Source organism: Arthrobacter sp. BF1, from assembly GCF_056680215.1.
In genome coordinates, this window is record NZ_CM155271.1 from 333,308 (window position 1) to 357,101 (window position 23,794).

The 23,794-nt window shown below is 65.8% G+C and carries 28 protein-coding genes; 18 read left to right on the forward strand and 10 right to left on the reverse strand.

The window, feature by feature from the left end:
* Position 1 precedes the first annotated feature (1 nt).
* The 3 genes from AC1MCD_RS01595 to AC1MCD_RS01605 all read right to left on the reverse strand — a co-directional run bounded on the left by AC1MCD_RS01595 (position 2) and on the right by AC1MCD_RS01605 (position 2,350).
* The gene (locus AC1MCD_RS01595; RefSeq protein WP_498675261.1) at positions 2 to 997 is read right to left on the reverse strand and encodes a 1-phosphofructokinase family hexose kinase; all 996 of its coding nucleotides are present in this window, start codon (positions 995 to 997) and stop codon (positions 2 to 4) included.
* The gene (locus AC1MCD_RS01600) at positions 994 to 1,848 is read right to left on the reverse strand and encodes a DeoR/GlpR family DNA-binding transcription regulator (protein WP_498675262.1); all 855 of its coding nucleotides are present in this window, start codon (positions 1,846 to 1,848) and stop codon (positions 994 to 996) included. Before AC1MCD_RS01600 ends, AC1MCD_RS01595 begins: the two co-directional genes overlap by 4 nt.
* A 244-nt stretch (positions 1,849 to 2,092) precedes the next feature.
* Positions 2,093 to 2,350 (reverse strand): DUF6458 family protein, encoded by a 258-nt coding sequence (locus AC1MCD_RS01605; RefSeq protein WP_275213941.1) that lies wholly within the window; start codon positions 2,348 to 2,350, stop codon positions 2,093 to 2,095.
* 207 nt (positions 2,351 to 2,557) lie between these two features.
* Here AC1MCD_RS01605 and AC1MCD_RS01610 point away from each other — a divergent pair, with 207 nt between their 5' ends.
* The 5 genes from AC1MCD_RS01610 (at position 2,558) to AC1MCD_RS01630 (ending at position 8,336) form a co-directional block, all read left to right on the forward strand.
* Positions 2,558 to 3,175: an alpha/beta hydrolase gene (locus AC1MCD_RS01610; RefSeq protein WP_498675265.1), complete on the forward strand. Its 618-nt coding sequence runs from the start codon at positions 2,558 to 2,560 to the stop codon at positions 3,173 to 3,175.
* 309 nt (positions 3,176 to 3,484) lie between these two features.
* The gene (locus AC1MCD_RS01615) at positions 3,485 to 4,228 is read left to right on the forward strand and encodes an HAD family hydrolase (RefSeq protein WP_498675267.1); all 744 of its coding nucleotides are present in this window, start codon (positions 3,485 to 3,487) and stop codon (positions 4,226 to 4,228) included.
* Positions 4,229 to 4,302: 74 nt separating this feature from the next.
* Positions 4,303 to 6,645, forward strand: coding sequence for a glycoside hydrolase family 65 protein (locus AC1MCD_RS01620; RefSeq protein ID WP_498675269.1), 2,343 nt, complete (start codon positions 4,303 to 4,305; stop codon positions 6,643 to 6,645).
* 133 nt (positions 6,646 to 6,778) lie between these two features.
* Positions 6,779 to 7,603 (forward strand): hypothetical protein, encoded by an 825-nt coding sequence (locus tag AC1MCD_RS01625; RefSeq protein WP_498675270.1) that lies wholly within the window; start codon positions 6,779 to 6,781, stop codon positions 7,601 to 7,603.
* A complete protein-coding gene (locus AC1MCD_RS01630; protein ID WP_498675272.1) occupies positions 7,587 to 8,336 on the forward strand; it encodes a LamB/YcsF family protein in 750 nt (249 codons plus the stop codon). The genes AC1MCD_RS01625 and AC1MCD_RS01630 overlap by 17 nt, the downstream gene beginning before the upstream one ends.
* A gap of 1 nt (position 8,337) precedes the next feature.
* Here the strand turns inward: AC1MCD_RS01630 and AC1MCD_RS01635 are convergent, their stop codons facing one another.
* Entirely contained in the window at positions 8,338 to 9,687 is a 1,350-nt protein-coding gene (locus AC1MCD_RS01635; protein ID WP_498675274.1) for a DUF445 domain-containing protein, read from the reverse strand.
* A 50-nt stretch (positions 9,688 to 9,737) separates the two neighbouring features.
* Between AC1MCD_RS01635 and AC1MCD_RS01640 the strand changes: the two genes are divergently transcribed.
* The 6 genes from AC1MCD_RS01640 to AC1MCD_RS01665 all read left to right on the forward strand — a co-directional run bounded on the left by AC1MCD_RS01640 (position 9,738) and on the right by AC1MCD_RS01665 (position 12,983).
* The gene (locus tag AC1MCD_RS01640; protein ID WP_498675275.1) at positions 9,738 to 10,646 is read left to right on the forward strand and encodes a glycerophosphodiester phosphodiesterase; all 909 of its coding nucleotides are present in this window, start codon (positions 9,738 to 9,740) and stop codon (positions 10,644 to 10,646) included.
* A gap of 69 nt (positions 10,647 to 10,715) precedes the next feature.
* Entirely contained in the window at positions 10,716 to 11,228 is a 513-nt protein-coding gene (locus AC1MCD_RS01645) for a DoxX family protein (protein WP_498675277.1), read from the forward strand.
* Positions 11,225 to 11,968 (forward strand): AzlC family ABC transporter permease, encoded by a 744-nt coding sequence (locus AC1MCD_RS01650; protein WP_498678471.1) that lies wholly within the window; start codon positions 11,225 to 11,227, stop codon positions 11,966 to 11,968. The genes AC1MCD_RS01645 and AC1MCD_RS01650 overlap by 4 nt, the downstream gene beginning before the upstream one ends.
* Positions 11,965 to 12,276: an AzlD domain-containing protein gene (locus AC1MCD_RS01655; protein WP_498675278.1), complete on the forward strand. Its 312-nt coding sequence runs from the start codon at positions 11,965 to 11,967 to the stop codon at positions 12,274 to 12,276. The genes AC1MCD_RS01650 and AC1MCD_RS01655 overlap by 4 nt, the downstream gene beginning before the upstream one ends.
* Positions 12,277 to 12,349: 73 nt before the next feature.
* On the forward strand, positions 12,350 to 12,625 hold the full coding sequence (locus tag AC1MCD_RS01660; protein ID WP_498675279.1) for a hypothetical protein: 276 nt from the start codon (positions 12,350 to 12,352) through the stop codon (positions 12,623 to 12,625).
* Between the two features lie 58 nt (positions 12,626 to 12,683).
* On the forward strand, positions 12,684 to 12,983 hold the full coding sequence (locus tag AC1MCD_RS01665) for a hypothetical protein (protein WP_498675281.1): 300 nt from the start codon (positions 12,684 to 12,686) through the stop codon (positions 12,981 to 12,983).
* Positions 12,984 to 13,124: 141 nt separating this feature from the next.
* Here the strand turns inward: AC1MCD_RS01665 and AC1MCD_RS01670 are convergent, their stop codons facing one another.
* Together AC1MCD_RS01670 and AC1MCD_RS01675 are read right to left on the reverse strand one after the other, a co-directional pair.
* Positions 13,125 to 13,343 carry a hypothetical protein gene (locus tag AC1MCD_RS01670; RefSeq protein WP_498675284.1) on the reverse strand — a complete coding sequence of 73 codons (219 nt, stop codon included), beginning with the start codon at positions 13,341 to 13,343 and terminating at the stop codon, positions 13,125 to 13,127.
* Between the two features lie 188 nt (positions 13,344 to 13,531).
* Positions 13,532 to 14,167 (reverse strand): TetR/AcrR family transcriptional regulator, encoded by a 636-nt coding sequence (locus tag AC1MCD_RS01675; protein WP_498675286.1) that lies wholly within the window; start codon positions 14,165 to 14,167, stop codon positions 13,532 to 13,534.
* A gap of 119 nt (positions 14,168 to 14,286) precedes the next feature.
* Here AC1MCD_RS01675 and AC1MCD_RS01680 point away from each other — a divergent pair, with 119 nt between their 5' ends.
* The 6 genes from AC1MCD_RS01680 to AC1MCD_RS01705 all read left to right on the forward strand — a co-directional run bounded on the left by AC1MCD_RS01680 (position 14,287) and on the right by AC1MCD_RS01705 (position 19,238).
* Positions 14,287 to 14,610: a thiamine-binding protein gene (locus tag AC1MCD_RS01680; protein ID WP_498675288.1), complete on the forward strand. Its 324-nt coding sequence runs from the start codon at positions 14,287 to 14,289 to the stop codon at positions 14,608 to 14,610.
* Positions 14,611 to 14,642: 32 nt separating this feature from the next.
* Positions 14,643 to 15,320: an O-methyltransferase gene (locus AC1MCD_RS01685; RefSeq protein ID WP_498675289.1), complete on the forward strand. Its 678-nt coding sequence runs from the start codon at positions 14,643 to 14,645 to the stop codon at positions 15,318 to 15,320.
* Positions 15,321 to 15,399: 79 nt separating this feature from the next.
* On the forward strand, positions 15,400 to 15,879 hold the full coding sequence (locus AC1MCD_RS01690; RefSeq protein ID WP_498675292.1) for a Dps family protein: 480 nt from the start codon (positions 15,400 to 15,402) through the stop codon (positions 15,877 to 15,879).
* A gap of 23 nt (positions 15,880 to 15,902) precedes the next feature.
* Positions 15,903 to 17,048 carry a hypothetical protein gene (locus AC1MCD_RS01695; protein WP_498675296.1) on the forward strand — a complete coding sequence of 382 codons (1,146 nt, stop codon included), beginning with the start codon at positions 15,903 to 15,905 and terminating at the stop codon, positions 17,046 to 17,048.
* On the forward strand, positions 17,042 to 18,490 hold the full coding sequence (locus AC1MCD_RS01700; protein ID WP_498675298.1) for a PIG-L family deacetylase: 1,449 nt from the start codon (positions 17,042 to 17,044) through the stop codon (positions 18,488 to 18,490). The genes AC1MCD_RS01695 and AC1MCD_RS01700 overlap by 7 nt, the downstream gene beginning before the upstream one ends.
* A 1-nt stretch (position 18,491) precedes the next feature.
* The gene (locus AC1MCD_RS01705) at positions 18,492 to 19,238 is read left to right on the forward strand and encodes a glycosyltransferase family 2 protein (protein WP_498675300.1); all 747 of its coding nucleotides are present in this window, start codon (positions 18,492 to 18,494) and stop codon (positions 19,236 to 19,238) included.
* Between the two features lie 256 nt (positions 19,239 to 19,494).
* Here AC1MCD_RS01705 and AC1MCD_RS01710 read toward each other — a convergent pair whose 3' ends face one another.
* The 4 genes from AC1MCD_RS01710 to AC1MCD_RS01725 all read right to left on the reverse strand — a co-directional run bounded on the left by AC1MCD_RS01710 (position 19,495) and on the right by AC1MCD_RS01725 (position 22,912).
* Entirely contained in the window at positions 19,495 to 20,706 is a 1,212-nt protein-coding gene (locus tag AC1MCD_RS01710; protein ID WP_498675302.1) for a YihY/virulence factor BrkB family protein, read from the reverse strand.
* A 117-nt stretch (positions 20,707 to 20,823) separates the two neighbouring features.
* Positions 20,824 to 21,480, reverse strand: a complete 657-nt coding sequence (locus AC1MCD_RS01715; RefSeq protein ID WP_498675303.1) for a DUF3618 domain-containing protein — start codon at positions 21,478 to 21,480, stop codon at positions 20,824 to 20,826.
* A complete protein-coding gene (locus AC1MCD_RS01720) occupies positions 21,477 to 21,908 on the reverse strand; it encodes a phage holin family protein (RefSeq protein ID WP_498675304.1) in 432 nt (143 codons plus the stop codon). The genes AC1MCD_RS01715 and AC1MCD_RS01720 overlap by 4 nt, the downstream gene beginning before the upstream one ends.
* Complete coding sequence (locus tag AC1MCD_RS01725) at positions 21,908 to 22,912, reverse strand: hypothetical protein (protein WP_498675305.1); 1,005 nt, start codon at positions 22,910 to 22,912, stop codon at positions 21,908 to 21,910. Before AC1MCD_RS01725 ends, AC1MCD_RS01720 begins: the two co-directional genes overlap by 1 nt.
* Positions 22,913 to 23,112: 200 nt before the next feature.
* Between AC1MCD_RS01725 and AC1MCD_RS01730 the strand changes: the two genes are divergently transcribed.
* The gene (locus AC1MCD_RS01730; RefSeq protein WP_498675306.1) at positions 23,113 to 23,745 is read left to right on the forward strand and encodes a hypothetical protein; all 633 of its coding nucleotides are present in this window, start codon (positions 23,113 to 23,115) and stop codon (positions 23,743 to 23,745) included.
* Positions 23,746 to 23,794 lie beyond the last annotated feature (49 nt).

Here is a 23,794-nt window from a genome sequence, read left to right on the forward strand (position 1 = left end):
GTCAATCCTTTCGAAGGGCCGTGATGGTTACGGCATCCGGGGTGGTTTGGTGGACTGCCGGGACAGTGGAACCCGGCAGGGAGGCGGCGGCGGCACCGTGGGCCACCGCCTGACGGAGGCAATCGGCCGGGGCGGCGCCCAGACCGTGGGCGAGCAGATAGCCAGCCAGCGATGAATCGCCCGCACCGACCGTACTGACCGCGGCGACCGGCGGATGCGTGGCGAGCCACGCGCCGTCGGCCGTTACCAGGACAGCTCCCTTGGATCCGAGAGTTGCCAGTACAGCACCCACACCGGAACGCACGACGGCGGCGGCGGCCGCTGCGGCGGCCTCCGGATCCGCTTCGAGTTCCTCTGCGGTTAACGCCGTGGCGTAGCCGGCTGCTGCAGCCAGTTCCGCCAGTTCCTCGGCGTTGGGTTTTAAGAGGTCCGGTTTCCCGGACACCGTGCCTGCCGACGCATCAGCGACGGCTGCGGCGAGCGGAGCGCCGGAGGAGTCGACGGCGATCAGCGGGCCGCCGCCGTCGGCAGCGGAACGCAATCGGTGGCTCACCGTGGCATAGAAATCGGCCGGGAACCCAGGCGGCAAGGAGCCTGCCAGGACCACCCAGCTGGCACCGCGGGCTTGTTCCAGGAGCAGGCTGATCAAGGCTTCCTGTTCCTCTGCGCTCAGCACCGGGCCCGGTTCGTTGATTTTGGTGGTCACGCCGCCCGGTTCGGTGAGCGCAACGTTGGTGCGCAGCGGCTCGTCGATAGCGAGGGCAGCGAACGGCACCTTGTCGTGGCGAAGCCCCGCAAGGACGGGATCGCTGTCCGCCCCCGGAAGAACAGCCACTGTCTCAACGCCCGAGGCGCACAGCGCCCGGGACACGTTAACGCCTTTGCCGCCGGATTCCTGGCTGACCGAAACCGCGCGCTGGACTTCGCCGCGTTCCAACGGGCCGGGAAGGGCCACCGTGCGGTCCAGGCTCGGGTTGGCTGTGAAGGTGACAATCATGCGATCACCACGTCAACGCCGGCGTCGGTCAGGGCGGCTGTGAGTTCCGGGCCGGGCTCGCTGTCTGTAATCAAAGTGTCCAGATCTTTCAGGGAGGCGAACTGGACCAGGGTTTCCGCGTCCAGCTTGGAGGAGTCGGCCAGCACCACAATGCGGCGCGCCGAGTGTACGAAGGCTGCCTTGACGGCGGCTTCTTCAGGATCGGGGGTGCTGAGGCCAAAGCTTGCGTGGATGCCGTTGGTGCCGATGAACGCGATGTCCGGGCGCAGCCGCTGCGCGGATTCCACGGTGGCCTGCCCCACGGCTGCCTGGGTGAGGCCGCGCACCCGGCCGCCCAGCAGTTGCAGTGCGATTCCGGGTGCGCTGGCCAGCCTGGCGGCGATGGGGACAGCGTGGGTAATGACGACGAGTTCGGGCGCTGACGTGTTGGCGTGCGGCGTGCCGGAAGCAGCGCTGGTTGCCGTGCCCGCAGCCGCTGCGCCGGAATGAACGACGGCGGGGCGCCGGGAGAGCAGGTCGGCCAGCGCCTCGGTGGTGGAGCCGGCGTCGAGCAGGATGCTTCCCGACTTCCCCTGCGGGATCAGGGCCAGAGCTGCCTGCGCGATTCGCAGCTTCTGGTCCGGCCGCTGGATGGTCCGTTCATTGATGCTTTCCTCGGAGGTACTGAAACGGTCCGCGGCCACGGCGCCGCCATGGACGCGGCGGACGGTACCGGCTGTTTCGAGGGTGGCGAGGTCGCGGCGGATGGTTTCGGTGGTGATGCGGAAGCGCTCGGCCAGCATGGTCACGCTGACCCTGCCGGTGCCGGTAACAAGCTCGGCAATCTTCTGCTGGCGCTCCTCGGCGAACACGTACCCTCCGTTGCGTAAAGTGCTGAAATTCCTGTGACTGGCATCACGTGATGTTGAATTACTTGACTTTATCTTCGTCTCTGTTGGTTTGTCAACGAAAGCCAAGAAAAACACAGAAAGGCGGAAAGCGCGAGAGCCGGGCCTGACCCTTGCGGGGTCGGGCCCGGCTCGCGGGGCTCCAGGCCGGTCATTGCTGTCCGGGGGGTGGCTGGATATGGAAGTCCAGAGGGGTTTTGTCCGGGAGTTACAGTCCGCCGTCGCGGCTTTCATTGCGCGTGATGCGCTCGCCGGTGTTGGGGTCAACCACCGAGCGGGTTTCGCTGACGCGGCGGCTACGCCCCGGCGAGGCCAGGATGAGCGAGGCGATCAACCCGATGACACCCACGGCCATCAGGATGTACCCGATCAGAACCTGGTCTACGAAGGGGATCAGGCCTGGAGCTACGGCCCAGGCCAGGATGGCGCCGAGGGCAATAAGGAAGATGGCGGAACCGATTCTCATGACTTGCTCCTAGTTGTTCGAGTACATGTGGTGCCGAACTGATAAGCATGCTGTGCTCTCACGCTCACGCTACAGCCCGGCCCTACCCGATTCAATGACCTACGCACTGTGCCGCTGCGGCGCGGTGGTGGTGTCATGCCTGTTCAGCGGGCCGCCTGGAGTTGTTCGCTGCGTCGAATGGCTCGGTTGGATCGCTAGGCTGGTCCGATGGAGACAGTTGTTTGGTCCAAGCCTGAAGCTGAGCGGGACGGCACGCCGCTGCTCGTCCTGATGCACGGCTACGGCACGGATGAGTCCCGGATGGTGCGGCTGTTCGAATACCTGCCGTCCGAGTTCACGTGTGCGGCACTCCGGGCTCCCATGGTGATCGGGGACCATTATGGGTGGTTCCTGCTGGACTATTTCCTGGCCAACGATTTCGCCGACGTCATCAGCGCCACGAACGCCGTCCACACCTGGATCGGCTCGGTCAAGGGCCGCCACAGCAGCGTGAGTCTGATGGGCTACTCGCAGGGCATGGCCATGGCCAGTACCCTCCTGCGCCTGCACCCCGAAAGCTACAAGGCGACAGTTGGGCTTTCCGGGTTTGTGCTGGACAACGAACTGCTTGCACTGACCGATTCCTTTGAGACCCCGCCGCCCTTCTTCTGGGGCCGGGACAGGGCGGACCTGGTGATCAACGAGGAAGCCACGGAGTACACGGCCGAGTGGCTGGACAAGAACACCCAGCTGACCGCACGGACGTATCCCGGCATGGGCCATGCGATGAGCAAGACCGAAATGGTGGATGTCAGCGCGTTCCTGCGCCACTACGTGCTCAGCTGAGCTTCAGTTTTCCGCGGTGGCGGGCAAGTCTTATGCCGGGCTGCCCGTGCGGCCAGCTTGTCAGGCCGCACCATGGCACTCATCATGGAAGAAGACGATTAGCAGCAGCCCACCGGCCCGCCATGATTTATGCCATGGCCCTTAGCCGCTCCTGCTCGATCCAGCGGACACCGTGGCCCGCGATTCCCCCCTCCGCCTTTGCGCACCGCCGCTCACTTGCGGAGTCCCGCCCAGTGTTGACCTGCTTGTAGATTTCCGCCCTTCTGAGTTACGCCCCATGGCTGCCCGCCGTCTGAAAGGACATTGCGCATGACTGACGTTCTAAAAACCGAAACCCCCGGGTGGACCAGCGCTTCTGCGATCCTGTTCGACCTCGACGGCGTACTCACGCCCACGGCCACCGTCCACGAACAGGCGTGGAAGGAACTTTTCGAGGGTTACCTGGCGTCCCGGCCCGGCGTGCCTGGCTACCGCGCGGAAGACTACTTCGACCACATCGATGGCAAGCCCCGGTTCGACGGCGTCCGGGACTTCCTGGCGTCCCGAGGCATTGTGCTCCCGGAAGGCGAAGAAAACTCCTCAACTGAGGAGTCCGCCCAGGCCACCGTGCAGGGACTCGGCAACCGCAAGAACCAGGTATTCAATGACATTGTCAGCGCCGGCGTCGAGCCTTTTGCGGGTTCGGTGCGTTTCCTGGAGGCCGCCGTGGCCCGCGGACTGAAGGTCGCCGTCGTCTCCTCATCCCGGAACGCCCCTGCCGTCCTGAAGGCCGCCGGCCTGAACGGGCATTTCGAAATAGTGGTTGACGGGGTGGTGGCCGCGGCCGAGGGCCTGCCCGGTAAGCCGAGCCCGGCCACGTACACCTACGCAGCGCAGCTGCTCGGCCTGCCCAGCGAAGAATGCGTGGTGGTTGAGGACGCGGTCTCCGGCGTCCAGGCCGGGCACGCGGGCAGCTTCCACTCCGTGATCGGCGTGGACAGGGGCGCCGGCCGGGAGACCCTGCTCGACGCCGGGGCCACCCGCGTGGTCAACGATCTCCAGGAACTCCTCTAACCAGCCTCGCCGGCCGGGCAAGCACCCGGACGCGCACCACCAGACCAGCACCACGCCAAAAGGATCGCAACAGCATGGCTCTCATCACCGCTGACCGTGAACGGTTCCCCGACACTCCCTGGCAGCTCGTGGAAACACGCCACCAGCCAGGCAATGCCGGCACCCTGGAAACGCTCTTTGCCCTGGGCAACGGGCACCTGGGTATCCGCGGTGCCCACTGGGCGGCAGCCGATGCCGAACTCCCGGGCAGCTTCATCAACGGCCTGCATGAGATCTGGGACATCAAGCATGCGGAGAACGCGTTCGGGTTTGCCCGGACCGGGCAGCGGATCATCTACATCCCGGATGCGAACAACTTCACCGTGATCATCGACGGCGAAACCCTGTCGCTCGCGGAATCGGACGTGCTGGACTACCGCCGGGCAGTTGACTTCGCCACCGGCATCTACGAGTGCCGCGTCACCTGGCGCTGCCGCTCCGGTGCCACCGTGACCACCACCGAGCGGCGTGCCGTGGGCTTCGCCTCGCGCGGCAGCCTGGGCATTTCGCTGGAGGTCGCCTCGGACCGCGAAGTTTCCGCCGACGTCACGTCGTCCGTCATCAACCGCCAGGACCAGCCTGTGGAGGACCACTCGGCGCATGACCCGCGCCGGTCCGGCCGGCACGCGGGCCGGGTCCTGCTCCCGGTCCGGATTGACGGCGGCGACGGCTCCCTCCGCCTGTCCTGGCAGGCAGCGGAATCAGGGCAACGTGTGGGGATGGCCGTGGACCACTGGACCTCTACCGGCCAACAGTGCTTTGAAACGCTGGCCGGCGAAGATGACAGCAGCGTCCGTTACGTCCTGGCGGTCCGGGCCGACGAGCCGTTCCGGCTCGAGAAGAGCGTCAGCTACGCCGCAGGCCCGGGCGTCCAGGACTCCGAGCGGGATGCCGCGGAAACCGCCGAAGCCGGGCTCCGACCTGTGGAGGACATCTTCGACGAGAGCCGGGAGCACTACCGCGAGTACTGGGCCACGTCCGACATTGTGGTGGGCGGCCAGCCCCAGCTCCAGCAGGCCATCCGCTGGAACCTGTTCCAGCTGGCACAGGCAACGGCACGGGCCGACGTCGCGGGCATCCCGGCGAAGGGCGTGACCGGCTCGGGCTACGAAGGGCATTACTTCTGGGACCAGGAGGTCTACCTCCTGCCCTACCTCACCTACACCAACCCCGACGCCGCCCGTCAGGTTCTGGAATTCCGGCACCAGATGCTTCCGGTCGCCAAAATCCGGGCCAAGGAGCTCAGCGTGGACGGCGCCCTGTTCCCGTGGCGCACCATTAACGGACTCGAAGCCAGCGCCTACTACGCCGCCGGCACGGCGCAATTCCACATCGCCGCCGCCATCGCTTTTGCCACGAGCCGCTACATGTGGGCCAGCGGCGACGAGGCGTTCCGCGAAGGCATGGGTGCCGAACTGCTGATCGAAACGGCCCGCATGTGGGTCTCGCTGGGCTTCTTCGGCAAGGACGGGCTCTTCCATATTCACGGTGTCACGGGCCCGGACGAGTACACGGCGGTTGTCAACGACAACCTGTACACCAACGTCATGGCCCGCTTTAACCTGGGCGCCGCCGCCGCCGTGGAACACCCGGCCATCGAAGAGGCCGAGCGTCAACTGTGGGTGCAGGCTGCCAACCGCATGCAACTGCCGTTCGATGAAGACCTGCAGGTCTACTCGCAGGATAACGACTTCATGACTCTGGAGCCCTGGGACTGGACCACACCCCGGTCGAAGTACCCGCTGCTGCTCCACTTCCACCCGTTGGTGATTTACCGGCACCAGGTGCTGAAACAGGCAGACACCGTGCTGGCAATGTTCCTCCAGTGGCAGGACTTCACGGCCGAGGAAAAGCGCCGCGCCTTCGATTTCTACGACCCCATCACCACCGGCGATTCCACCCTCTCAGCCTGCGTCCAGGGGATCATGGCCGCCGAAGTGGGGCATCCGGAAGCGGCTTTGGAGCACTTCACCAACGCGGCTTTCATCGACCTGGATGACACCCACGGCAACACCATCGACGGCGTGCACATTGCGTCCACCGGAGGGGTGTGGAGTTCGTTGGTGTGCGGCTTCGCCGGGCTCCGGGACCAGGGCCACATGCCTTTCTTCGATCCGCGCCTTCCGGCTGAATGGGACGCGCTGACCTTCCACCTGAAAGTCCGCGGGCGCCTGCTGCTGGTGGAGCTCGACGGCGGCGCGCTCACCCTCACCGTCCAAAGCGGCGGGCAACTGGACGTGGATGTACGCGGCCAGGTTCTCCGCGTTGGTCCGGAACCGGTCCGCGTGGCCTTGGAACCTTTTGAGTGCCCCGAGCCCACGGTCTTCCCCAGCGGACCGCCGACGGCGAGCATTCCCGTCATCCACGCGCTCGGCTGAGGAGTCCGGCAGTAACGCTTCAGCGCCTAACTCCCGGCAGGAACGGTACATAGCGTGAAGCACCCTTAGTGTTAAGGCAGTGCCGCAGCTAAGACCGCCGGCGGACAGACGTACTAGAGAAGCAGAGGTGACCATGGCCAAGCGCAGCAATCCCGCAGTACGAATCGCGCAGGAAACCGCCCACAACGCGGTGTTCGACGCCGAAGGCAGGCCGAAACCCGGCGTCCACAACATGCTCCTGAGGGCGGTTGAAATTCAACGGCCGCTTGTGCTCGCCTACGTCCGGCGGCTGCAGCGCAAACACCCCCGCGCCAGCGCAGCCAGGCTCGCGGAAATCCTGGAGCGGGACTACCTGCGGGCTGTGACCGGCGGCGGCGCCCTCGTCGGGGCAACGGCTGTTGTGCCCGGCGTCGGAACGGTGGCCTCGCTGGGGCTTTCGGCCGCTGCCACCGTTGGCTTCCTCGAGGCCACCGCGCTCTACGCCACCTCGCTGGCGGAACTTCACGGAATCCGGCTGACCAACCCCGAAAAGGCCAGCACCATGGTGATGGCCATCATGCTGGGCGAAGAAGGGACTGCCCTGCTCGGAACGCTCAGCGGGCAGGCCATGGGGAAGGGAACCAGCGCAACCAAGGCATGGGGAAACGCACTGTCCAAGTCCATGCCCACGGGTTTCGGCGCCATTCGGAGCAAGATCCAGAAGGCCTTCCTCAAGAACCTGCTCAAGCGCCAGGGGTCAGCGCTGCTAGGCCGGGCACTTCCGTTCGGCATCGGCGCGGTGGTGGGCGGTGCCGGCAACCTCATGATGGGCCGGGCGGTGGCGTCGAACGCCAAGGAAGCTTTCGGCCCAATGCCGGATACGATTCCGGGAGAGCTCAAAGCCACCTCCGCAGCCGCGGAGAACAACAGCACGGGCAACAACACCCTGGAGGGCAAAAACCTTGGATCTCAACGCTGACCTCGGCGAATCGTTCGGCTCGTGGACCATGGGCGATGACGCCGCAATGTTCCCCCTGGTGACCAGCGCCAACGTGGCCTGCGGCTTCCACGCAGGGGATCCCGTCACCATGCTCGACAGCTGCCGCGCCGCCTTCGAGCTCGATGTGACCGTGGGCGCGCACGTGGGATACCGGGACCTTGCCGGCTTCGGCCGCCGGTCCCTGGACATGTCCTTCGATGAGCTGTTCGGTGACGTGCTGTACCAGCTGGGCGCGCTCGACGGCGTTGCACACGCGGTGGGTGCCTCTGTGGATTACGTCAAGCCGCACGGCGCCCTCTACAACCGCCTGGTGCACGACGAGGACCAGGCTTCCGCGGTGGTTGCCGCCATCCAGGCCTACGATCCCGGCCTTCCTATTCTCGGGCTGCCGGGCTCGCAGCTCCTGATCCAGGCCAAGGAGGCCGGGCACCCCGTTTTTGTGGAGGCCTTTGTGGACCGCGCCTACCAGGGTGACGGCACACTCGTGCCGCGGTCGCACGAAGGTGCCGTCCTGCACGACATCAACTCAATCGTGGAGCGCGCCGTTCGTCTGGCAACAAAGGGGGAGGTGGTGGCCGTGGACGGAACCGTGGTCCAGGTCAGGCCTGATTCCCTGTGCATCCACGGCGACACCCCCGGAGCAGTGGAGATGGCCACCGCGGTCCGGGCCGGGCTCGAAGCGGCCGGCGTCGAACTGGAGTCCTTCGCCTAGGTCAGCCGAAGATCAGGTGCGCCGCGCTGAAGATGGCCAGCCCGGCAAGGGAACCCACCACCGTGCCGTTGATCCGGATGAACTGCAGGTCCTTGCCCACCTGGAGTTCGATCTTCTGCGAGGTTTCCTCCGCATCCCACCGCGCCACGGTGTCGGTGATGACGCCGGCGATGTCCGAGCGGTACGTCCGCACCAGGTAGCCGGCGGCGTCGCCGATCCAGGCGTTGACCTTGCCGGCCAGTTCGGGGTCAACCACCAGGCGCGTGCCGAAATCGTGCACCGCGGCCTTGAACTTGACGGTCAGTTCGCTGTGCGGATCGTCGACGGCGCTGAGCAGCGCAGCCTTGATGGTGCCCCACGTCCGGGACGCCAACTCCCGGACCTCGGGGTCGCCGAGCACCTGCGCCTTGATACCTTCGGCGCGGGCGATCATCACGGGATCGTGCTGCAGGTCCTGCGCGAGGGACGTGAGGTAGGTGTCGATTGACTGCCGGACCTGATGCTGCGGATCGGACTGGACAGCCTTGGTGAACTTGAGGATTTCCAGATAGACCTTGTCTCCCACGAGCCCGTCCACGAACTGCGGGACCCACTGCGGGGACCGGTCCGAGACCAGCCGGCTGACGGTTTCATGGTTGTCCCGGACCCAGTCCACGGTCCGGTCCACCAGCAGGTCCACCAGGGTGTGGTGATGGCCGTCGGCGAAGATCCGCGCAGCCAGGCGTCCCACGGGAGGCCCCCACGGCGGAGTGAGCAGGTGCTTGCGGACCATTGACTCGATCACGGCCTGGACGTCGTCGTCGTTCAATACCTTGAACGCGCCGCGGATGACGGCGGCACCCTCCTTGGCCACGCGCTCGGCGCCGCCGGGACCGGACAGCCACGCACCGGCCTTCCGCGCCACGTCCACCGACGCGAGCTTCTCCTGGACCACCTGCTCGGACAGGAAGTTGGTTTCCACAAACTCGCCCAGCGACGCCCCGATCTGGTCCTTGCGGCGCGGGATAATGGCGGTGTGCGGGATCTTGATGCCCATGGGGTACTTGAACAGCGCGGTGACGGCGAACCAGTCGGCCAGCGCACCCACCATGCCGCCCTCCGCCGCGGCGCGGACATACTGCAGCCACGGATACTCCTTCTGCAGCGCGAACGCGAAGACAAAAATGATGGCCATGGCAATGAGGAGACCCAGCGCCACCAGTTTCATCTTCCGCAGCGCTGCCGCCTTTTCGGCGTCGCCGGGGCTCAGTTGCTGACCGACGACGGCGGCCCTGTTCTTCGCCCCCAGCGGATCCTTGCCCGGGGGCTGGGGTGGGGACTGCCGCGTAATTGGCTCAGAGTTCACCTGCATGTGCCCAGCCTAGTCCCGTGCGTCCGGGTCCCGTCCGCTAGCGTGTCCTCATGACATTTGACGAGTCTGTTCCGGACCGCCCGCTGGTTTATGCCCACCGGGGCGCCAGTGCCGCATTTGCCGAACACACCCGCGCCGCCTACCTCCAGGCCGTTGCCGACGGCGCCGACGGCGTGGAGTGCGACGTCCACCTCACCCGCGACCAGCACGCCGTCCTGCTGCATGACGCCAATCTGGACCGAACATCGGATGGGACCGGCCCCGTGGCGGACCGCACGCTGGCAGAGCTGCGGCAACTGGACTTTTCGTCGTGGAAGGGCGTCCGGATCCCGGAAAAATACGGTGCCCGCTCAGAGCAGTTCCTGACCCTGCCGGAACTCCTGGACATCCTCCGCGTCGCCGGCCGGCCCATGGGACTGGCCATCGAACTAAAGCACCCCAGCCCGTATCAGCTGAAATTGGAGGACCGCGTGCTCGAGGTGCTCCAGGGTGAAGGGTGGAACCCCTCGACCTCCGCCGTGGACAACATCAGTGTCTCGTTTATGAGCTTCAGCCCGGACTCGGTGAAGCACTTGTTGAAGAAGGTACCGGCCGCGCACATCTGCCAACTCGTGGATGACATCGACGTCGACGAAATCCGGGACGAACTGAGCCTGGGGACGCTGGCGGGCACCGCCGTCGCCAACGTGATGAAGGCGGCCCAGCTGGAAGGCGAGAGGATCCTGGACGACTGCGAGGTCGGGCTCGCGGGGCCCGGGATCATGTACATCCGCGAACACGCCCGGACCGTCCAGCGCTGGCTGGAATCCGGCCGCCGCTTCCGCGTCTGGACCGTGGACACCGAACGCGATGTTGCCCTCTGCCAAGGGTTGGGCATTCACGAGATCACCACCAACAAACCGGCCAGGGTGCTGGCGCAGCTCCAGCCGAGCGGCCAGCAGGCTCCGATGCCCTCCTGACGCCTGGGCTGCCCTTCCGCCGCCGACCCTGTTTTAGTCGCGGAGGTTCCGCTGTGATTGAGTGGAACCATGCCATTACGCTGGTCCGGCCGGGCCGTTCAAACTCTCTCTGCAGCAGCCATGAGTGCCCTGCTGCTGACCAGCGCGATGAAGCACTTCCGCGAGCCGCGCTTCTTCGCCCAGATGGTCCCGGATTATCTCTGCCGCGACGCTCCGGACACTAACCGCGAGGCGCCGGAGGCGGGAGCGGTCAGCGCTGCCCGGGTGAACACAAGGGACGACGGCGGCGGAGGGCCTTTGGCGGTGATGACCCGGGAGGAATGGATCGCGGTGAGCGGCCTGCTCGAGGCGGGTGCCGCCGTCGTACTCCTGATACCGGGCACCCGGCGGGTGGCGGCCACCGCTGTGACTGCAATGTTCACCGTGTTCCTGGCCGGCCACGTGGACGCGCTCCGCCGCGCCTATGGCCCCACGGGCTCGCCGGCGCAGCGCACGGCACATACTGTCAGGCTTCCCCTTCAGCTCCCGCTCATCCTGTGGGCCTGGAGCCTGCGGAACGTCCCGGCCCGGCCGCCGCAGTGAAGCTTCTCGCCTCCCCTGCGGTCCGGGTGGGCATGTCCATCAGCATCGCCACCGGCCTCTACGGTATTTCCTTCGGCGCCCTGTCCGTCACGTCCGGCCTCGATTTCTGGCAGACCATGGCGCTGAGCCTCCTGCTCTTCAGTGGCGGTTCCCAGTTCGCGTTCATCGGCGTGGTGGCCGGCGGCGGGTCCGGCATAGCGGCGATGAGTGCAGCCACGCTCCTGGGTATGCGAAACGGTATCTACGGAATGCAACTGAATGCCCTCCTGCAACCCAGGGGATGGCGGCGGTATGTTGCCGCGCAGGTCACCATTGACGAGTCGACCGCCACCAGCACAGGCCAGACCGATCCTGCTGAGCAGAGGCGCGGGTTCTGGACAGCAGGCATTGGCATCTACGTGCTCTGGAACCTCTTTACTGCCGTCGGGGCCCTCGCTGGAAGCGGCCTGGGGGACCCGAAGCAATGGGGTCTTGACGGTGCGGCGGTTGCCGCCTTCCTCGCCCTGTTGTGGCCGCGGCTCAAGGGGGTGGAACCGGCCGCGATCGCAGTGGCGTGCGCGTTGGCCACGGTCCTCGCGGTGCCGTTCGTTCCCGCCGGCGTGCCCATCTTGATCGCGGCACTGGTGGCCGCGGTGATCGGCTGGTTCAGCCACGGCCGCAGCGATGAAGGCCTCGAACCGGATGTGGATCCCTACCAGGAGCATCACGGCCACGGCGCCACCCGGGAGGCGGACTCATGAATCTCTGGTTCTGGCTGCTGTTGGCGTGCGTCCTCGCCTATGCGTGGAAGGTGATGGGCTACCTGGTCCCCGCGAAGCTCCTGGAGGACCCGCGGATGTCCCGCGTGGCCGGGACCATGACCATCGGCCTGCTTGCGTCCCTGACTATCGTCAATACAGTGGCCTCCGGACAGGCGCTGGCTGCCGACGCACGGTTGGGGGCCCTCGCCGCTGCCGCCGTTGCACTAGCGTTCCGGGCACCGTTCCTGCTTGTGGTAATCGTGGGCGCTGCCACCGCTGCCCTCCTCCGGTTAATTGGGTGGAACTGAGCGCAAAACCTAGTGGTGCGCGGCACAAGCGCTGTAGCATGATTCTGGCTATGCAGTTGGCCATGGATTTCTCGTGAGAGCGCCCACCATGGAAATAAACCTGCACGTAGCCCGCACCAGACCCGGCAAGCCCCGCCACCCCACGGCCGCCGGATGGCGCGCAGGCCTGCCGGTCAAGCGCTTCTTCACCCGGTTCACTTCCATCGCCGACTTGCCGCCCGAGGACCTTGACATCCTCTCTGAACGCATAAGACTGGCCTTGGATGTCACTCAGGAGCCCGGCATGGCCGCCCTGCATGCTGCGGTCCGGGCCGAGCTCAACAATCGGGAAGCATCGTCGAACGACTGATGCCCCGACGAGGTTTAGCTGTGACTTGGCAGTCACGGACGGAGAGGAGCCAGTTTAAATGAACGAACAGGCAGAGCACCAGGGGCCGGACGCCGAAGGCGGGGCTGATCACCGTGCTTCAGAACCGAAGTCCCGGCCCGTCTATGACAAGAGCGCCTCCGAGGCCACCAGGGAGTTGCGGGATACTTCCCGGCGTCGCCGTGATGCAGAGGAGAAGTTGCAGCAGCATCTGCGGGAGGCAAAGGAACACGTCCCTCATCACCACCCCCGCGAGGTGCCTAAGGCGGAGGAGGACCACGAGACGGACGAGGATTATGAGGCCGGTAGGGTGCTTCCCGACCTTGCCATGGAGGGGTAGGGCCCAAAGCGGGTAAACCGCAAAAAAGACCCGGAGGGCCACGCCGGCTGAACGTGATTCGCAGCGCTCGCTTCAAACGGCGGGCCCGCCGGGTCCGAGTCAGTTGGGGTCCGGATCAGTCGCAGACCAAGTCAAAGCCGTTTAGGCGGACTGCTCATCCTCCGGGGATGCCGTGCGGCGGGCGCTTTCTTCGACGGCCAGCTCATACCACACCTGTGCACCGAGGTCCGGCGCCGGGGTGTCGAGGTTCTGGTACAAGGCGTCCAGCAGATTCGCGAGCTCTTCCGCGGGCAGCGCGGGCAGGACTTCTTCGGGGCCGCGGGGATCGTTGATGACCTGGGAAAGCTTCGCGCGGTTCATATCGCGCTGACCGGTTGGGTGCCAAGAACGTGGTGCATTTTGTCTCCTCTGGTGGATCAGAGGCTGGCTGCGTAACCCATCTAGAGTCTAGGCCAACGGCTCGGGACCCACAATGCCGACAGCCGGATACAAATAAGGGCAGCGTGCCGAAGCATGCGCCCATGCCGGTTGCAGGTCGGCTGAACTTGTCAGCTGAACTGCGGACCCTGGAGCTGCGAAGCGGGCAGGGGGACGAAGGCAGGCAGGGGGCGCCGGGTCCCTTCAGTGCGGATGGCGTCCTCGATGAGCGCCACCGGGCGGCGCCAGGCATCCGAACCGGGTTCCATGGTGTCAACTACGCCGATCAGCATGGCGAGCAAACGGAACATGTCCGTCAGGGAAATGTCCGAGCGGAGGGTGCCTTGTCCCTGGCCGCGGACCAGGAGGACGCCGATGGATTCCATCAAGGATCCCGTGATCCCCGTGAGGAGTTCGCGGCGCCCTGCCACGGCACCCAGCAGGTTCGCATCTGCACTCGCCGCGGCCATGATCGCCTCGATGACGCGGAGCAGCCCAGCCGCTGCATCCATGCCTGCTACGGCCTCCGCAATGACGGGGTCCACGGTCTCCCGGAGCTGCCGGTTGAGGGCGGCCAGGACCAGCTCCTCCTTATCGGCGAAGTTCCTGAACAGCGTGGCGGGCCCCACCCCGGCCGTGGCGGCGATGGTCTGGAGGGGGACGTCCGGGCCGTGCTCGCGGAAGCACTGGCGCGCGGCCAGGATGATCTTGTCCACGTTCCGGGCAGCGTCTGCGCGTAGTGGCTTGCGGACGACAGCAATGCTCATTCGATCAGGTTAGCAACGCGACAGGCCACGAACATGGTTACCGGAGGGTAGCCGGTTATGTGACGTTCACCCGGCCTTCCGGCCGATTCAAGCATCCGGCCGCATGACAGACTTGTCCTATGTTGCTTGCATTTTCTGTTGCCCCGTCCGGTACGCCCGTCGGCGGAGCCCGCCCCCACGACGCATCAGTCCACGACGCCGTCGCGGCCGCTGTGAAGGTCGTCAGGGAATCGGGCCTGCCGCATCAGACCGACTCGATGTTCACCACCATCGAGGGTGACTGGGACGAGGTGTTCGATGTTGTCAAGCGCGCCACTGAAGCCGTGGGGCAGTTCGGCAGCCGAGTCTCGCTGGTCATCAAAGCCGATATCCGCCCTGGCTACACGGGCGAGCTCAAGGCCAAGGTGGAGCGCCTCGATAAGGCTCTTTCAGACGGTTCCTAGACCCGTGCGTGGCTGCATGCCAGACTGTGGCCATGTTTGAGCATAAGACCCAGCCGGGCTGGGTGGCGGTGGAGGATTTCCTCACCGGAACGGTGGTGCATCCGGACGACGCATTGCAGCGGGCTGTAAGCTCCGCCGTCGATGCCGGGATGCCGCCTATCGAGGTGACCCCCAATGCGGGCAAGTTCCTCAAGCTCCTGGTGCAGATTTCCGGCGCCCGGCGGGTGCTGGAGATCGGGACGCTGGCCGGCTTCAGCAGCATGTGGATGGCCCAGGGACTTCCCGACGACGGCAGGCTGGTGACGTGCGAATACCTCACCAAACATGCGGACATTGCCAGGGCAAACGTGGAGGCCGCCGGACTGGGCCACAAGGTTCAGATCCGGGTGGGCGCAGCGCTCGATACGTTGGCGGCACTTCAGTCCGAGGGCCAGGAGCCCTTTGACTTTGTATTCATCGATGCGGACAAGGAACACAACGCCGACTACCTCGAGTGGGCTGTTCGCTTGGGCCGGCCCGGCACCGTTGTTGTGCTCGATAACGCGGTGTGGGAGGGCGCCGTCCTGGATCCATCCATCGACGACGTCAACGCCCCGGGGATCATCAGCGCACTGGAGCTGCTGGGAAAACACCCGCAGCTCGATGCCACCGTGCTCCAAACCGTTGGGTCCAAGGGCTGGGATGGGTTCGCCCTGGCAAGAGTCCGCTGACAAGCTATTCCTAAGTATGCTTAGAATTACTCGCCGGCCGAAGTCCGGTCCGGAACGGACACCCGCCTTGGAGGATTCGATGAAAGCGTCACCCACCCTCGCCAGCAACCTTCAGATGGTCCTGACGGACCTGGTGGAGCTCCATGTGCAGGGCAAGCAGGCCCACTGGAACATTGTGGGCACCAACTTCCGCGACCTCCACCTGCAACTCGACGAGATCATCGCCAGTGCCCGCCTCTTCGCTGACCAGACGGCGGAACGGATGCGGGCATTGCACGCCCTTCCTGACGGCCGAAGCAAGACGATTGCTGCGGACACCCGCCTGGACCAGTTGCCGGGCGGACTGATCTCCACAAAGGACGCCGTCAAGCTGGTGACGGCCAGGCTGGAACGGACCGTCAAGACCATGCGGAATGTCCACGATGAGGTGGACGATGAAGACCCCACCAGCGCGGACCTGCTCCACGCGGCCATCGAGCGGTTGGAGCAGTTGGCCTGGATGGTGAACGCCGAAACCATGACACCCTCGGCGGCCGTCACTGAACCGGTGGAGAAATAGTCCTGCGCGGCCACGCCCGGGGAGTGCCTGAGCAGCGAAGCTTTCCCAGACCCGTCCGACTGGTTTCAGCTGAAACCGACCTCGCCCAGTACGGCGCCCTGCTCCACGGGGTATCGTCCGCGGCCGGGGATGTCCCGGCGCTGCTGACACTGGCAGGAAACGCCGGAAACAGCTGGCCGAAGCCGGGGCACGGCCAGACGGGCCTTCTCTGGGAGTTGCTGGCTTCGGTGGCCAGCGTGGATGTGGCCGCGGGCCGAATTTTCGAGCCCCATCTGGATGCGCAGGCCATCCTCGCCCAGGCCGGCCATCCGCCAAACGAGCGCGCCGGCCTGTGGGGAGTTTTCGCCGCTGAAGGACCGGGGGCCCGCCTGGAAGCAAAGGCCGACGGCGGCGGCATCCTCCTGAGCGGCGCCAAACCGTGGTGCTCGCTGGCGCCGCTGCTTGACCGTGCCATTGTCACCGCCCACACCGAAAGTGGAGGCCGGGCCGCCTTTGCCGTGGATCTCCGGTACTCCGGTGTGACATGCGAAGTGCCCGTGTGGGTGGCGCGCGGCCTGCGGGAGATCCCCAGCGGCACGGTCCATTTCAGTCAGGTGCCGGCAGTTCCCGTCGGTGGCGATGGCTGGTACTTCAGCCGCCCCGGGTTTGCCTGGGGCGGCATGGGAGTGGCCGCCTGCTGGCTGGGCGGAGCGGTGGCCGTGGCCAGGGACTACCGCGAATCCTTGAGTGCCGCTGCCGGAAAGGGACGGGAACCTGACCAGATCGCGCTGGCAGCGATGGGGGAGACGGACCGCATCCTTACCTCCACCATGGAGTACCTGGGGCGCGTGGCGGGTCTGATCGACGGCGGTGCCCTGTCGAATGGCGGCGGCCTGTCGAACGGCGGCGCCCTGTCCAACGACGGCGGCCTGTCCGCCGCGGGGGACGGCACCCCGGCGGCCGGCCGCAGTGCGTGGAGCGAAGCGTTGCGCGTGCGCGGAACGGTAGCCGCCGCCGTCGAGCGTGTGCTTTCCCTGATCAACACGAATCGGGGGCCCGGGCCGTTGGCGTTCGACGAACCCTATGCCAAGCGCATGGCGGACCTGGCGCTGTATGTGCGCCAACACCATGCCATGCGGGACGACGCCCAGTTGGGGAAACTGACGCTCGCAGGGGAACACCCTTGGTGACCTTCTCGCACACGGACCCGGGCACGGACGAAGAGGACTGGGCTGCCAGCGGTCTGGCGGCTTTGGCCGAGCTTCCCCTTGGAGCGCAGGATTTCGGTGCCATGCGGTTTGTTGTGCTGGCCGCCCACCCGGACGACGAAAGCCTCGGCGCGGGCGGCCTCCTGTCGCTGCTGCACGCTTCGGGCGCCGACGTCGACGTCCTGCTCTGCACAGCCGGTGAGGCCTCGCATCCTGAGTCCACCACCATGACACCCGAACAGCTCGCAGCCGTGCGGATTGAGGAGTTCGCCTCAGCGATGCAGATATTGGGGCTGGCCGGGCACTGGCGTTTCCTGGGGCTGCCCGATGGCGGCCTGAAGGACCGGAAACAGGAGATCGCCGCGCGGCTGAGGGAAACCATCAACCGGCAGTCCGGTGAGCACGGTCAGCCCGGCCAACCCGTGCCTTCACGGCAGCCGCAGCAGTTGGCAATCGTGGCTCCGTATCGTGCGGACGGCCACGCCGACCACGACGCCCTCGGCAACGCGGCCGCGCAAGTTGCCCTGGAAGACGGGCATGCCCTGCTGGAGTATCCCATCTGGTACTGGCTGTGGGCCTCCCCGGAAGATCCGGCCTGGCGCACTTGGGCACGGCTTCCCCTCGACCCTGAACAGCAGGCACGCAAGGCAGCAGCCATGGCCGCCCACACCAGCCAGACGCGCCCACTGTCTGCACTGGCTGGCGACGAGGCGCTGCTTGCGGACGGCTTCCTCAAGCATTTCCAGCGCCCTTTCGAAACGTTTGCATGGAACCGTGCCGTCCCGCCACGCGCGGCCGGCAGGGAGTCTGCCCCGGCCTTTGCGCCGCACACGAGCGTGGACGCGCAACGGATTTTCGATGAGGTTCACTCGGAGTCCGGGGATCCCTGGGAGTACACCACCCGTTGGTACGAGCGACGAAAACGCAGCCTGACGCTCGCCGCGCTGCCCCGGGAAAGTTACCAGTCGGGCCTGGAGATCGGGTGCTCCATCGGTACCCTGACCGCCGAGCTGGCCGGCAGGTGCACCAGCCTCCTGGCCGTTGACGCCAGCAGCACAGCCCTGAAACTTGCGGCCGAGCGCCTCGCGCCCTTTCCCGGCGTCGCCACCCGCCAACTGACTCTGCCCGGAGAGTGGCCCGAGGGCTGCTATGACCTAGTGGTGGTCTCCGAGGTGGGGTACTACCTTGCGTCGTCGGAGCTTGATCAGCTTCTGGAGCGGATCCAATCATCCATGACACCGGACGGCACGCTGCTGCTGTGCCATTGGCGGCACCCGATTTCAGGCTGGGAGCTCGACGGCGATTCGGTCCATGCGCTGGCCCGGAACCGGCTGCGTTGGCGCACCGCAGGACTGTACCAGGAACGCGATTTTGTGCTGGAGACGCTGGTGTCTCCTACCGATTCCGGAAATTCGGGGGCCTGACGTGGACCGCATCAGGCAGGTAGCGGTGGTGATTCCGGTCCACAACGAGGAGCGGCTCCTTCCCAGGGCCCTCGGTGCCGTACGTACAGCGGCCGACGCTCTGCAGGCGCAAAGCCCGAACACCGCCGTGTCTATTCTCGTGACGCTGGACAGCTGCACGGACGGTTCCGCGGCAGTCGCCTCGCACCAGGCCGCGGTGGACCGCCGCATCAGTACTTTGCAGGTAACGTTCCGCAGCGTCGGGGGAAGCCGGCGCGCAGGCAACCGCGGTGCTTTGCTGGGAAGCAACGAAAAGGGCCTGCCGTACGCTTCGCCGGAAGTCTGGCTGGCAAATACCGACGCCGATTCCTGTGTTCCCGAGAACTGGCTGCTGCGCCAGGTGGAACTGGCCGGCCGCGGTGCGGATGCAGTCGTGGGAACAGTGGAACCTGACCCGGAAGGCATGGAGAGCGAGCTCCTGAGGCGCTGGCACGCCCGGCACCAGCTAGGTGAGAACCATGCCCACGTGCATGGCGCCAACCTGGGGGTGAGGGCTTCTGCCTACGTGCTGGCGGGCGGGTTTCCCCGTCTACGCTCGCACGAGGACCGGGCATTGGTGGAGCGGCTTCGTAAGAACGGTGCCGCAGTGTGGTCCACGGACACCATCCGGGTCCGGACTTCAGGCCGGACCGATGCCCGGGCGCCGCAGGGGTTCGGCGCCTATCTGCTGTCACTCACGCGGGAACCCGCGGCGGCGCTGAACGGCTGACCTGGACCAGTCGCAATCGGTCGAAGGGGAAATGCAGGGAAATCCGGGGGGCCGACGACGACTGGGGGGACTGGCCTCGGTCTCAGAAGAGGCCACCTCGCCGCCGACCCCGCTTCGCCCCGGACGGCTGACAGCCCGGGAAACCACAGGATCTACAACACAATTTTCTCCCATCTTGGAGGTTCTGCCTAGTCCCGGCCTTTCACGCCCGACCCGGCCCTTCCGGCCAGGTCCCGCCCCAGTTCAGCGCCTCGACCTAGTGATCCTCGCGTCCCGGGTCCTTTCCGGCGGCACGGTCACGCACCTTGTCCCGGACCCTGTCACGGTGCCGTTGCCCTCCCTGGTCTCCGGATCCGTCCTGACCTGAGTGCCCGCCTTCGCTCGAGCCTTCCGCGTCCTGTCCGTTCTCGGCGCTGTACTTTTCGCGCAGTTCGCGGCCGTGCCGGACGTCTTCTTCTTCCTGTTTCTGGAGCTTCTCGCTCTTTTTGGTATCCCGCGGCGGCAGCTGGATGGTTTCCTCAGCCTCGATACCGGCCTGGAGCTGCCGTCCACGCTCCATCTCGGCGTCGAATTCGGCCCCAAAAAGCAGGGACATGTTCAGGATCCACAGCCACAGCAGCGCGACAATCACACCGCCGATTGCGCCGTACGTCTTGTTGTAGCTGCTGAAGTTGGCCACGTAGAAGCCAAAGGCCAGTGAGGCCAGCAGGAACACCACCAGGGCGATGGCCGAACCCATGCTCATCCAGCGGAACTTCGGCTGCTTTACGTTGGGGGTGGCGAAGTAGAGGATGGCGATCGCCACGACGATCAACACCAGCATCACCGGCCACTTGGCGATGTTCCAGACGGTCACGAACGCACCGCCCAGACCGATCAGGCTTCCGACGGATTCTGCGACAGGGCCGCTCAGCACGAGCATCGCTGCGATGATGACGACGATCAGCAGATTGACGATGGTGACACCGAGCATGGTGCCGCGCAGCTTCACAAAGGGGCGGCCCTCATCGGTTTCGTAGACCCTGTTCATGGCCCGGCCGAAGGCACCGACGTAGCCGGAGGCGGACCAGAGAGCGGTGAGGAGGCCGAGGATCAGCGTCAGGCCGGCAGCTGAGGAGCTGGCAAGGTCCTGGACCACCGGGCGGATCGTCTCCAGGGTCTGGCCCGGAGCGAAACCCTGGACGATGTCGAGCAGGGCGGAGGTGGTCTTTTGCGGGTCCCCGAAAATCCCGAGGAGGGACACGAGCGCCAAGAGCGCCGGGAAGATCGAAAGCACTGAGTAGTAGGTCAGTGACGCAGCCAGGTCGGGGCACTGGTCCTTCGTGAACTCCCTGAGGGTTTTCTTGGCGATGTACTTCCACGAGGGCTTGGAGACATCGGTAGGGCTGTCCGGTTTGCGGGAATCATCCGGTGCTGGAGCCTGGCCAGCTTTTGCGGTGCTGGTTTCGGATGCGTCGTGAGTGGCCATTGGGGTGTCATCTCATTTCGGGTTTGCAAGGAACGGGCCGGCCCCGCCGGGGAGGCGGAGCCGGCCTGTCTGTAATGCTGACTGAAGCAGAGAACTGGTTGAACCAGTTGTCCCGCATCACGTGTTTTGGACGTTGTCCTTGGCGTCGGTGGCGCGGTCTTTGACGTCGGCTGCGGCCATTTGGCCTTCGGCTTTGACGTTTTCGGCTGCGTCGGTGGCGGTTGCCTTGACGTTGTCCATGGCTTCGCGGGCTGGTTCCTTCAGGCCTTCGGCCATGTCTTTGGCGGCCTCGGTCAGCTGGGTGGTCATGGGTTCGGCGGCGGTTTTGAGCGCGTCTGCTGCTTCGCGTTCCTTTTCGCTGGCGGGGATCAGGGCCGAGAGCAGCAGCCCGGCGCCGAACGCGATCAGGCCTGCGGCCATGGGGCTGCCCTGGGTTTTGGCTTTGACCTGGTGCGGGGCGTCACCGATCGCGGCGCCGGCGTCGCTGAACTTTGCCGAGACGGCGTCGGTGGCGTTGTGAAGGGTTTCCCCGGCAGTGTGCCCGGTACCCTGGCCCACGCGCTGGCCCGTATAGGCGTTGGTGTAAGCGGGCGTGGTGTCGTTTGTGCCCATGACTTTCTCCTTCACTCCGAACACCGCTTCCTTCACTTTGTCGGTTTGGCGGTGGACGATGTTGGACGGGGTGACTTTGTCGGCCACGGCGTCAACGTTGGTGCCCAGGCGGGCGCGGGTTGCTTCAATGTCTGAACGGATTGCGTCCGGGTTGTCGCTCATCGTTTTACCTCACCGGGTTTCAGGGTTGGGGGGATTTCTGAGAGTGTTTGGCTGGTTTGGGGCAGGCCCTTGATTGCTTTGAGTTCCTTGCGGCCGATGGAGGCCAGCACGGCGGCGATGATGCCCCAGATGAGGGCAACGACGACGGCGGACCAGCCGAGTCCCATCAGCTCGCCCAGGGCGTACCAGAGGGCGATGGAGAGGAACAGCAGGACGAAGTGTCCGGCGACGCCGGCGCCGGCGAGCATGCCGCCGCCCTTGCCTGCCTTGCCGGCTGAGTCTTTCAGTTCGGCCTTGGCGAGTTCGACTTCCTGGCGCATCAGGGTGGACAGGTCACGGGTGACCTCCCCGAGCAGATCACCCAACGAGGTGTTATCCGCCTTCACGTGCGCCTCCGAGGGAGGCGGCTCCGGAATCTGGCTACTCATCACAGCCTGCCAGTCTGGCCGTCCGCGGAGCGGTCCCGGGTCAGGGGGTCGGTGGTCAGCGGATCATCGGCGAGCTCCCGGTCACCCAGGGGATCGTCCGCCAGCCGGTTGCCCGACCACGGCTCCTCCGCGACCTGGGGGCTATCCAAGGGACTGGCGGGACGCGGCAGGTCGCCGTAGCTGCTTCCCGGTGCGCCGCCGTCGAACCCTGCCGTTGTTGTGGCCGGACCGGGCAGACCGACTGGCGGCGGCGGGACTGTGCCGCCAGCGGCCGGTGTGTAGCCGCCCGGGCCGGCGCCGTATTGCCCGGCCGCGCCGTATTGACCGCCGGACCTGCCTGTTGCTGACTCCGGCGCACCGGCCTGCAGGCTGCGGCCCAGCCGTCCGGCGAGGACTCCGGCGCCGGCGGCAAGGAGGAGGAACGTTCCGGGGCGCTGCCGCGCGAAGCTCTTGACCTCGCTCAGCAGGGAGCCGGGATCCCGGCCGTCAAGCCAGGCAGCAACGGAGGAGGAACGCTCCGCGGCCTGGCGTACAAGGTCCGTCGCCACTCCTGGCTGGTCCGAGGCACGCGCCATGGCGTGCAGTTCGTCCGAAACTGAGCGGAGGCCGTTGGCTACCTTCTGCTGCTGCGCGCCAGCCTGGTCGGTGAGGTCGCTGCGGGCCTGGTAGAAAAGGTCCTTCGCGTTAGCCTTCGCTTCGGAGGCGACATTAGCAGCTTCCGTTTTGGCGGTCTCAGCCACGCTTTGGGCCGAGTCCGCCGCGGTCCGGGCAACGTCCGCCGCCTCGCCCTTGACAGCGTCGGTGCGTGACCCGCCAAGGCCACTGTCCGTCTGCGGGGTGGTGGCAGGCGGTGTTGTGGGCGGCGTCGAAAATGCGCCCGTTGTGGCAGCTGCGGGGAACGTGCTGGCGCTGCGTTCTGCGGTCAAGCTGGATTCTTCTGTAGAGCCGGGAAGGCCGGGAGACGCCGTAAACGCCGGGTCCTCGGGCCGTTGGTTCTCTGTCATCTTCGCTCTCTCTTTCCAAAGAAGGCCGGTTGCTGATCAAGAACCAGCCATGCTGGCCGTAAAATAGTAAGCATGGTTACTAATAGAACATAAGTACCCTTGCTGTTTATTTTCAAACGAGTAACAGAATCAGCGGGTCCGAGGCGCCGGCAACCCCGGCGGTGCGGCCCGGTCGAAGCAAATGGAAAGAGGTGGGTAGCTTGGACATCGCACCCTGGATTTGGGTTGTTATTGGCGTTGTTGTGGTGGTCCTTCTCGTCGTGTTCCTGGTGACGGGCCGTCGACGTCGGGCAATGGAGCAGAAGCGGGACGAGGCGAACCGCGAAAAGGCCGCTGAAATGCGACGGAAGGCAGAGGCGGTGGAGCTTGACGCGCGTGAAAAGGAAGCCCGGGCGAGCCGCGCCCGCGCTGACGCGGAACAGGCCCAGGTGGAGGCCGCACGGCTGAAGCAGGAAGCCGAGCAGAAATCCGGTGATGCACGTTCCCTCCGCGAAGAGGTGGCCAAGCATACCGAAAAGGCCAACGCAATTGACCCGGACGTTCGCGAGAATGACCACGCGGACCAGGGCCGGGGCATGCGTCGGGACGCACACGCGGATACCCGCAGGGATCAGAATGCCCGCGTGGACCAGGATGTGGACTTTGGTCGGGACCCGAATTCAGTCCGGGATTCAGGCGCGGATACCGGCCGCGATATCCGGCGGGCTGAACCTCACACCGAAAACGCCGCAGACGGCACCCGGCGGGTCGAAGGCGACGAAGGCGTGCAGGCTGAGGAGCTTCGGCGCCGCCGCGAACGCACCGAGGGTGACACGCCGCGTTCCGGAATCTAGGCTCCTGAATTAATCAGGACTAGTTTCCGGTCCCCATAGGGCAGCTGGC

Excerpts from the sequence above, each read along its gene's own strand:
- AC1MCD_RS01595 (WP_498675261.1), bottom strand. The coding sequence starts at position 997 with ATGATTGTCACCTTCACAGCCAACCCGAGCCTGGACCGCACGGTGGCC.
- AC1MCD_RS01605 (WP_275213941.1), bottom strand. The coding sequence starts at position 2,350 with ATGAGAATCGGTTCCGCCATCTTCCTTATTGCCCTCGGCGCCATCCTG.
- AC1MCD_RS01610 (WP_498675265.1), top strand. The coding sequence starts at position 2,558 with ATGGAGACAGTTGTTTGGTCCAAGCCTGAAGCTGAGCGGGACGGCACG.
- AC1MCD_RS01615 (WP_498675267.1), top strand. The coding sequence starts at position 3,485 with ATGACTGACGTTCTAAAAACCGAAACCCCCGGGTGGACCAGCGCTTCT.
- AC1MCD_RS01620 (WP_498675269.1), top strand. The coding sequence starts at position 4,303 with ATGGCTCTCATCACCGCTGACCGTGAACGGTTCCCCGACACTCCCTGG.
- AC1MCD_RS01625 (WP_498675270.1), top strand. The coding sequence starts at position 6,779 with ATGGCCAAGCGCAGCAATCCCGCAGTACGAATCGCGCAGGAAACCGCC.
- AC1MCD_RS01635 (WP_498675274.1), bottom strand. The coding sequence starts at position 9,687 with ATGCAGGTGAACTCTGAGCCAATTACGCGGCAGTCCCCACCCCAGCCC.
- AC1MCD_RS01640 (WP_498675275.1), top strand. The coding sequence starts at position 9,738 with ATGACATTTGACGAGTCTGTTCCGGACCGCCCGCTGGTTTATGCCCAC.
- AC1MCD_RS01645 (WP_498675277.1), top strand. The coding sequence starts at position 10,716 with ATGCCATTACGCTGGTCCGGCCGGGCCGTTCAAACTCTCTCTGCAGCA.
- AC1MCD_RS01655 (WP_498675278.1), top strand. The coding sequence starts at position 11,965 with ATGAATCTCTGGTTCTGGCTGCTGTTGGCGTGCGTCCTCGCCTATGCG.
- AC1MCD_RS01665 (WP_498675281.1), top strand. The coding sequence starts at position 12,684 with ATGAACGAACAGGCAGAGCACCAGGGGCCGGACGCCGAAGGCGGGGCT.
- AC1MCD_RS01670 (WP_498675284.1), bottom strand. The coding sequence starts at position 13,343 with ATGAACCGCGCGAAGCTTTCCCAGGTCATCAACGATCCCCGCGGCCCC.
- AC1MCD_RS01675 (WP_498675286.1), bottom strand. The coding sequence starts at position 14,167 with ATGAGCATTGCTGTCGTCCGCAAGCCACTACGCGCAGACGCTGCCCGG.
- AC1MCD_RS01680 (WP_498675288.1), top strand. The coding sequence starts at position 14,287 with ATGTTGCTTGCATTTTCTGTTGCCCCGTCCGGTACGCCCGTCGGCGGA.
- AC1MCD_RS01685 (WP_498675289.1), top strand. The coding sequence starts at position 14,643 with ATGTTTGAGCATAAGACCCAGCCGGGCTGGGTGGCGGTGGAGGATTTC.
- AC1MCD_RS01690 (WP_498675292.1), top strand. The coding sequence starts at position 15,400 with ATGAAAGCGTCACCCACCCTCGCCAGCAACCTTCAGATGGTCCTGACG.
- AC1MCD_RS01710 (WP_498675302.1), bottom strand. The coding sequence starts at position 20,706 with ATGGCCACTCACGACGCATCCGAAACCAGCACCGCAAAAGCTGGCCAG.
- AC1MCD_RS01715 (WP_498675303.1), bottom strand. The coding sequence starts at position 21,480 with ATGAGCGACAACCCGGACGCAATCCGTTCAGACATTGAAGCAACCCGC.
- AC1MCD_RS01720 (WP_498675304.1), bottom strand. The coding sequence starts at position 21,908 with ATGAGTAGCCAGATTCCGGAGCCGCCTCCCTCGGAGGCGCACGTGAAG.
- AC1MCD_RS01725 (WP_498675305.1), bottom strand. The coding sequence starts at position 22,912 with ATGACAGAGAACCAACGGCCCGAGGACCCGGCGTTTACGGCGTCTCCC.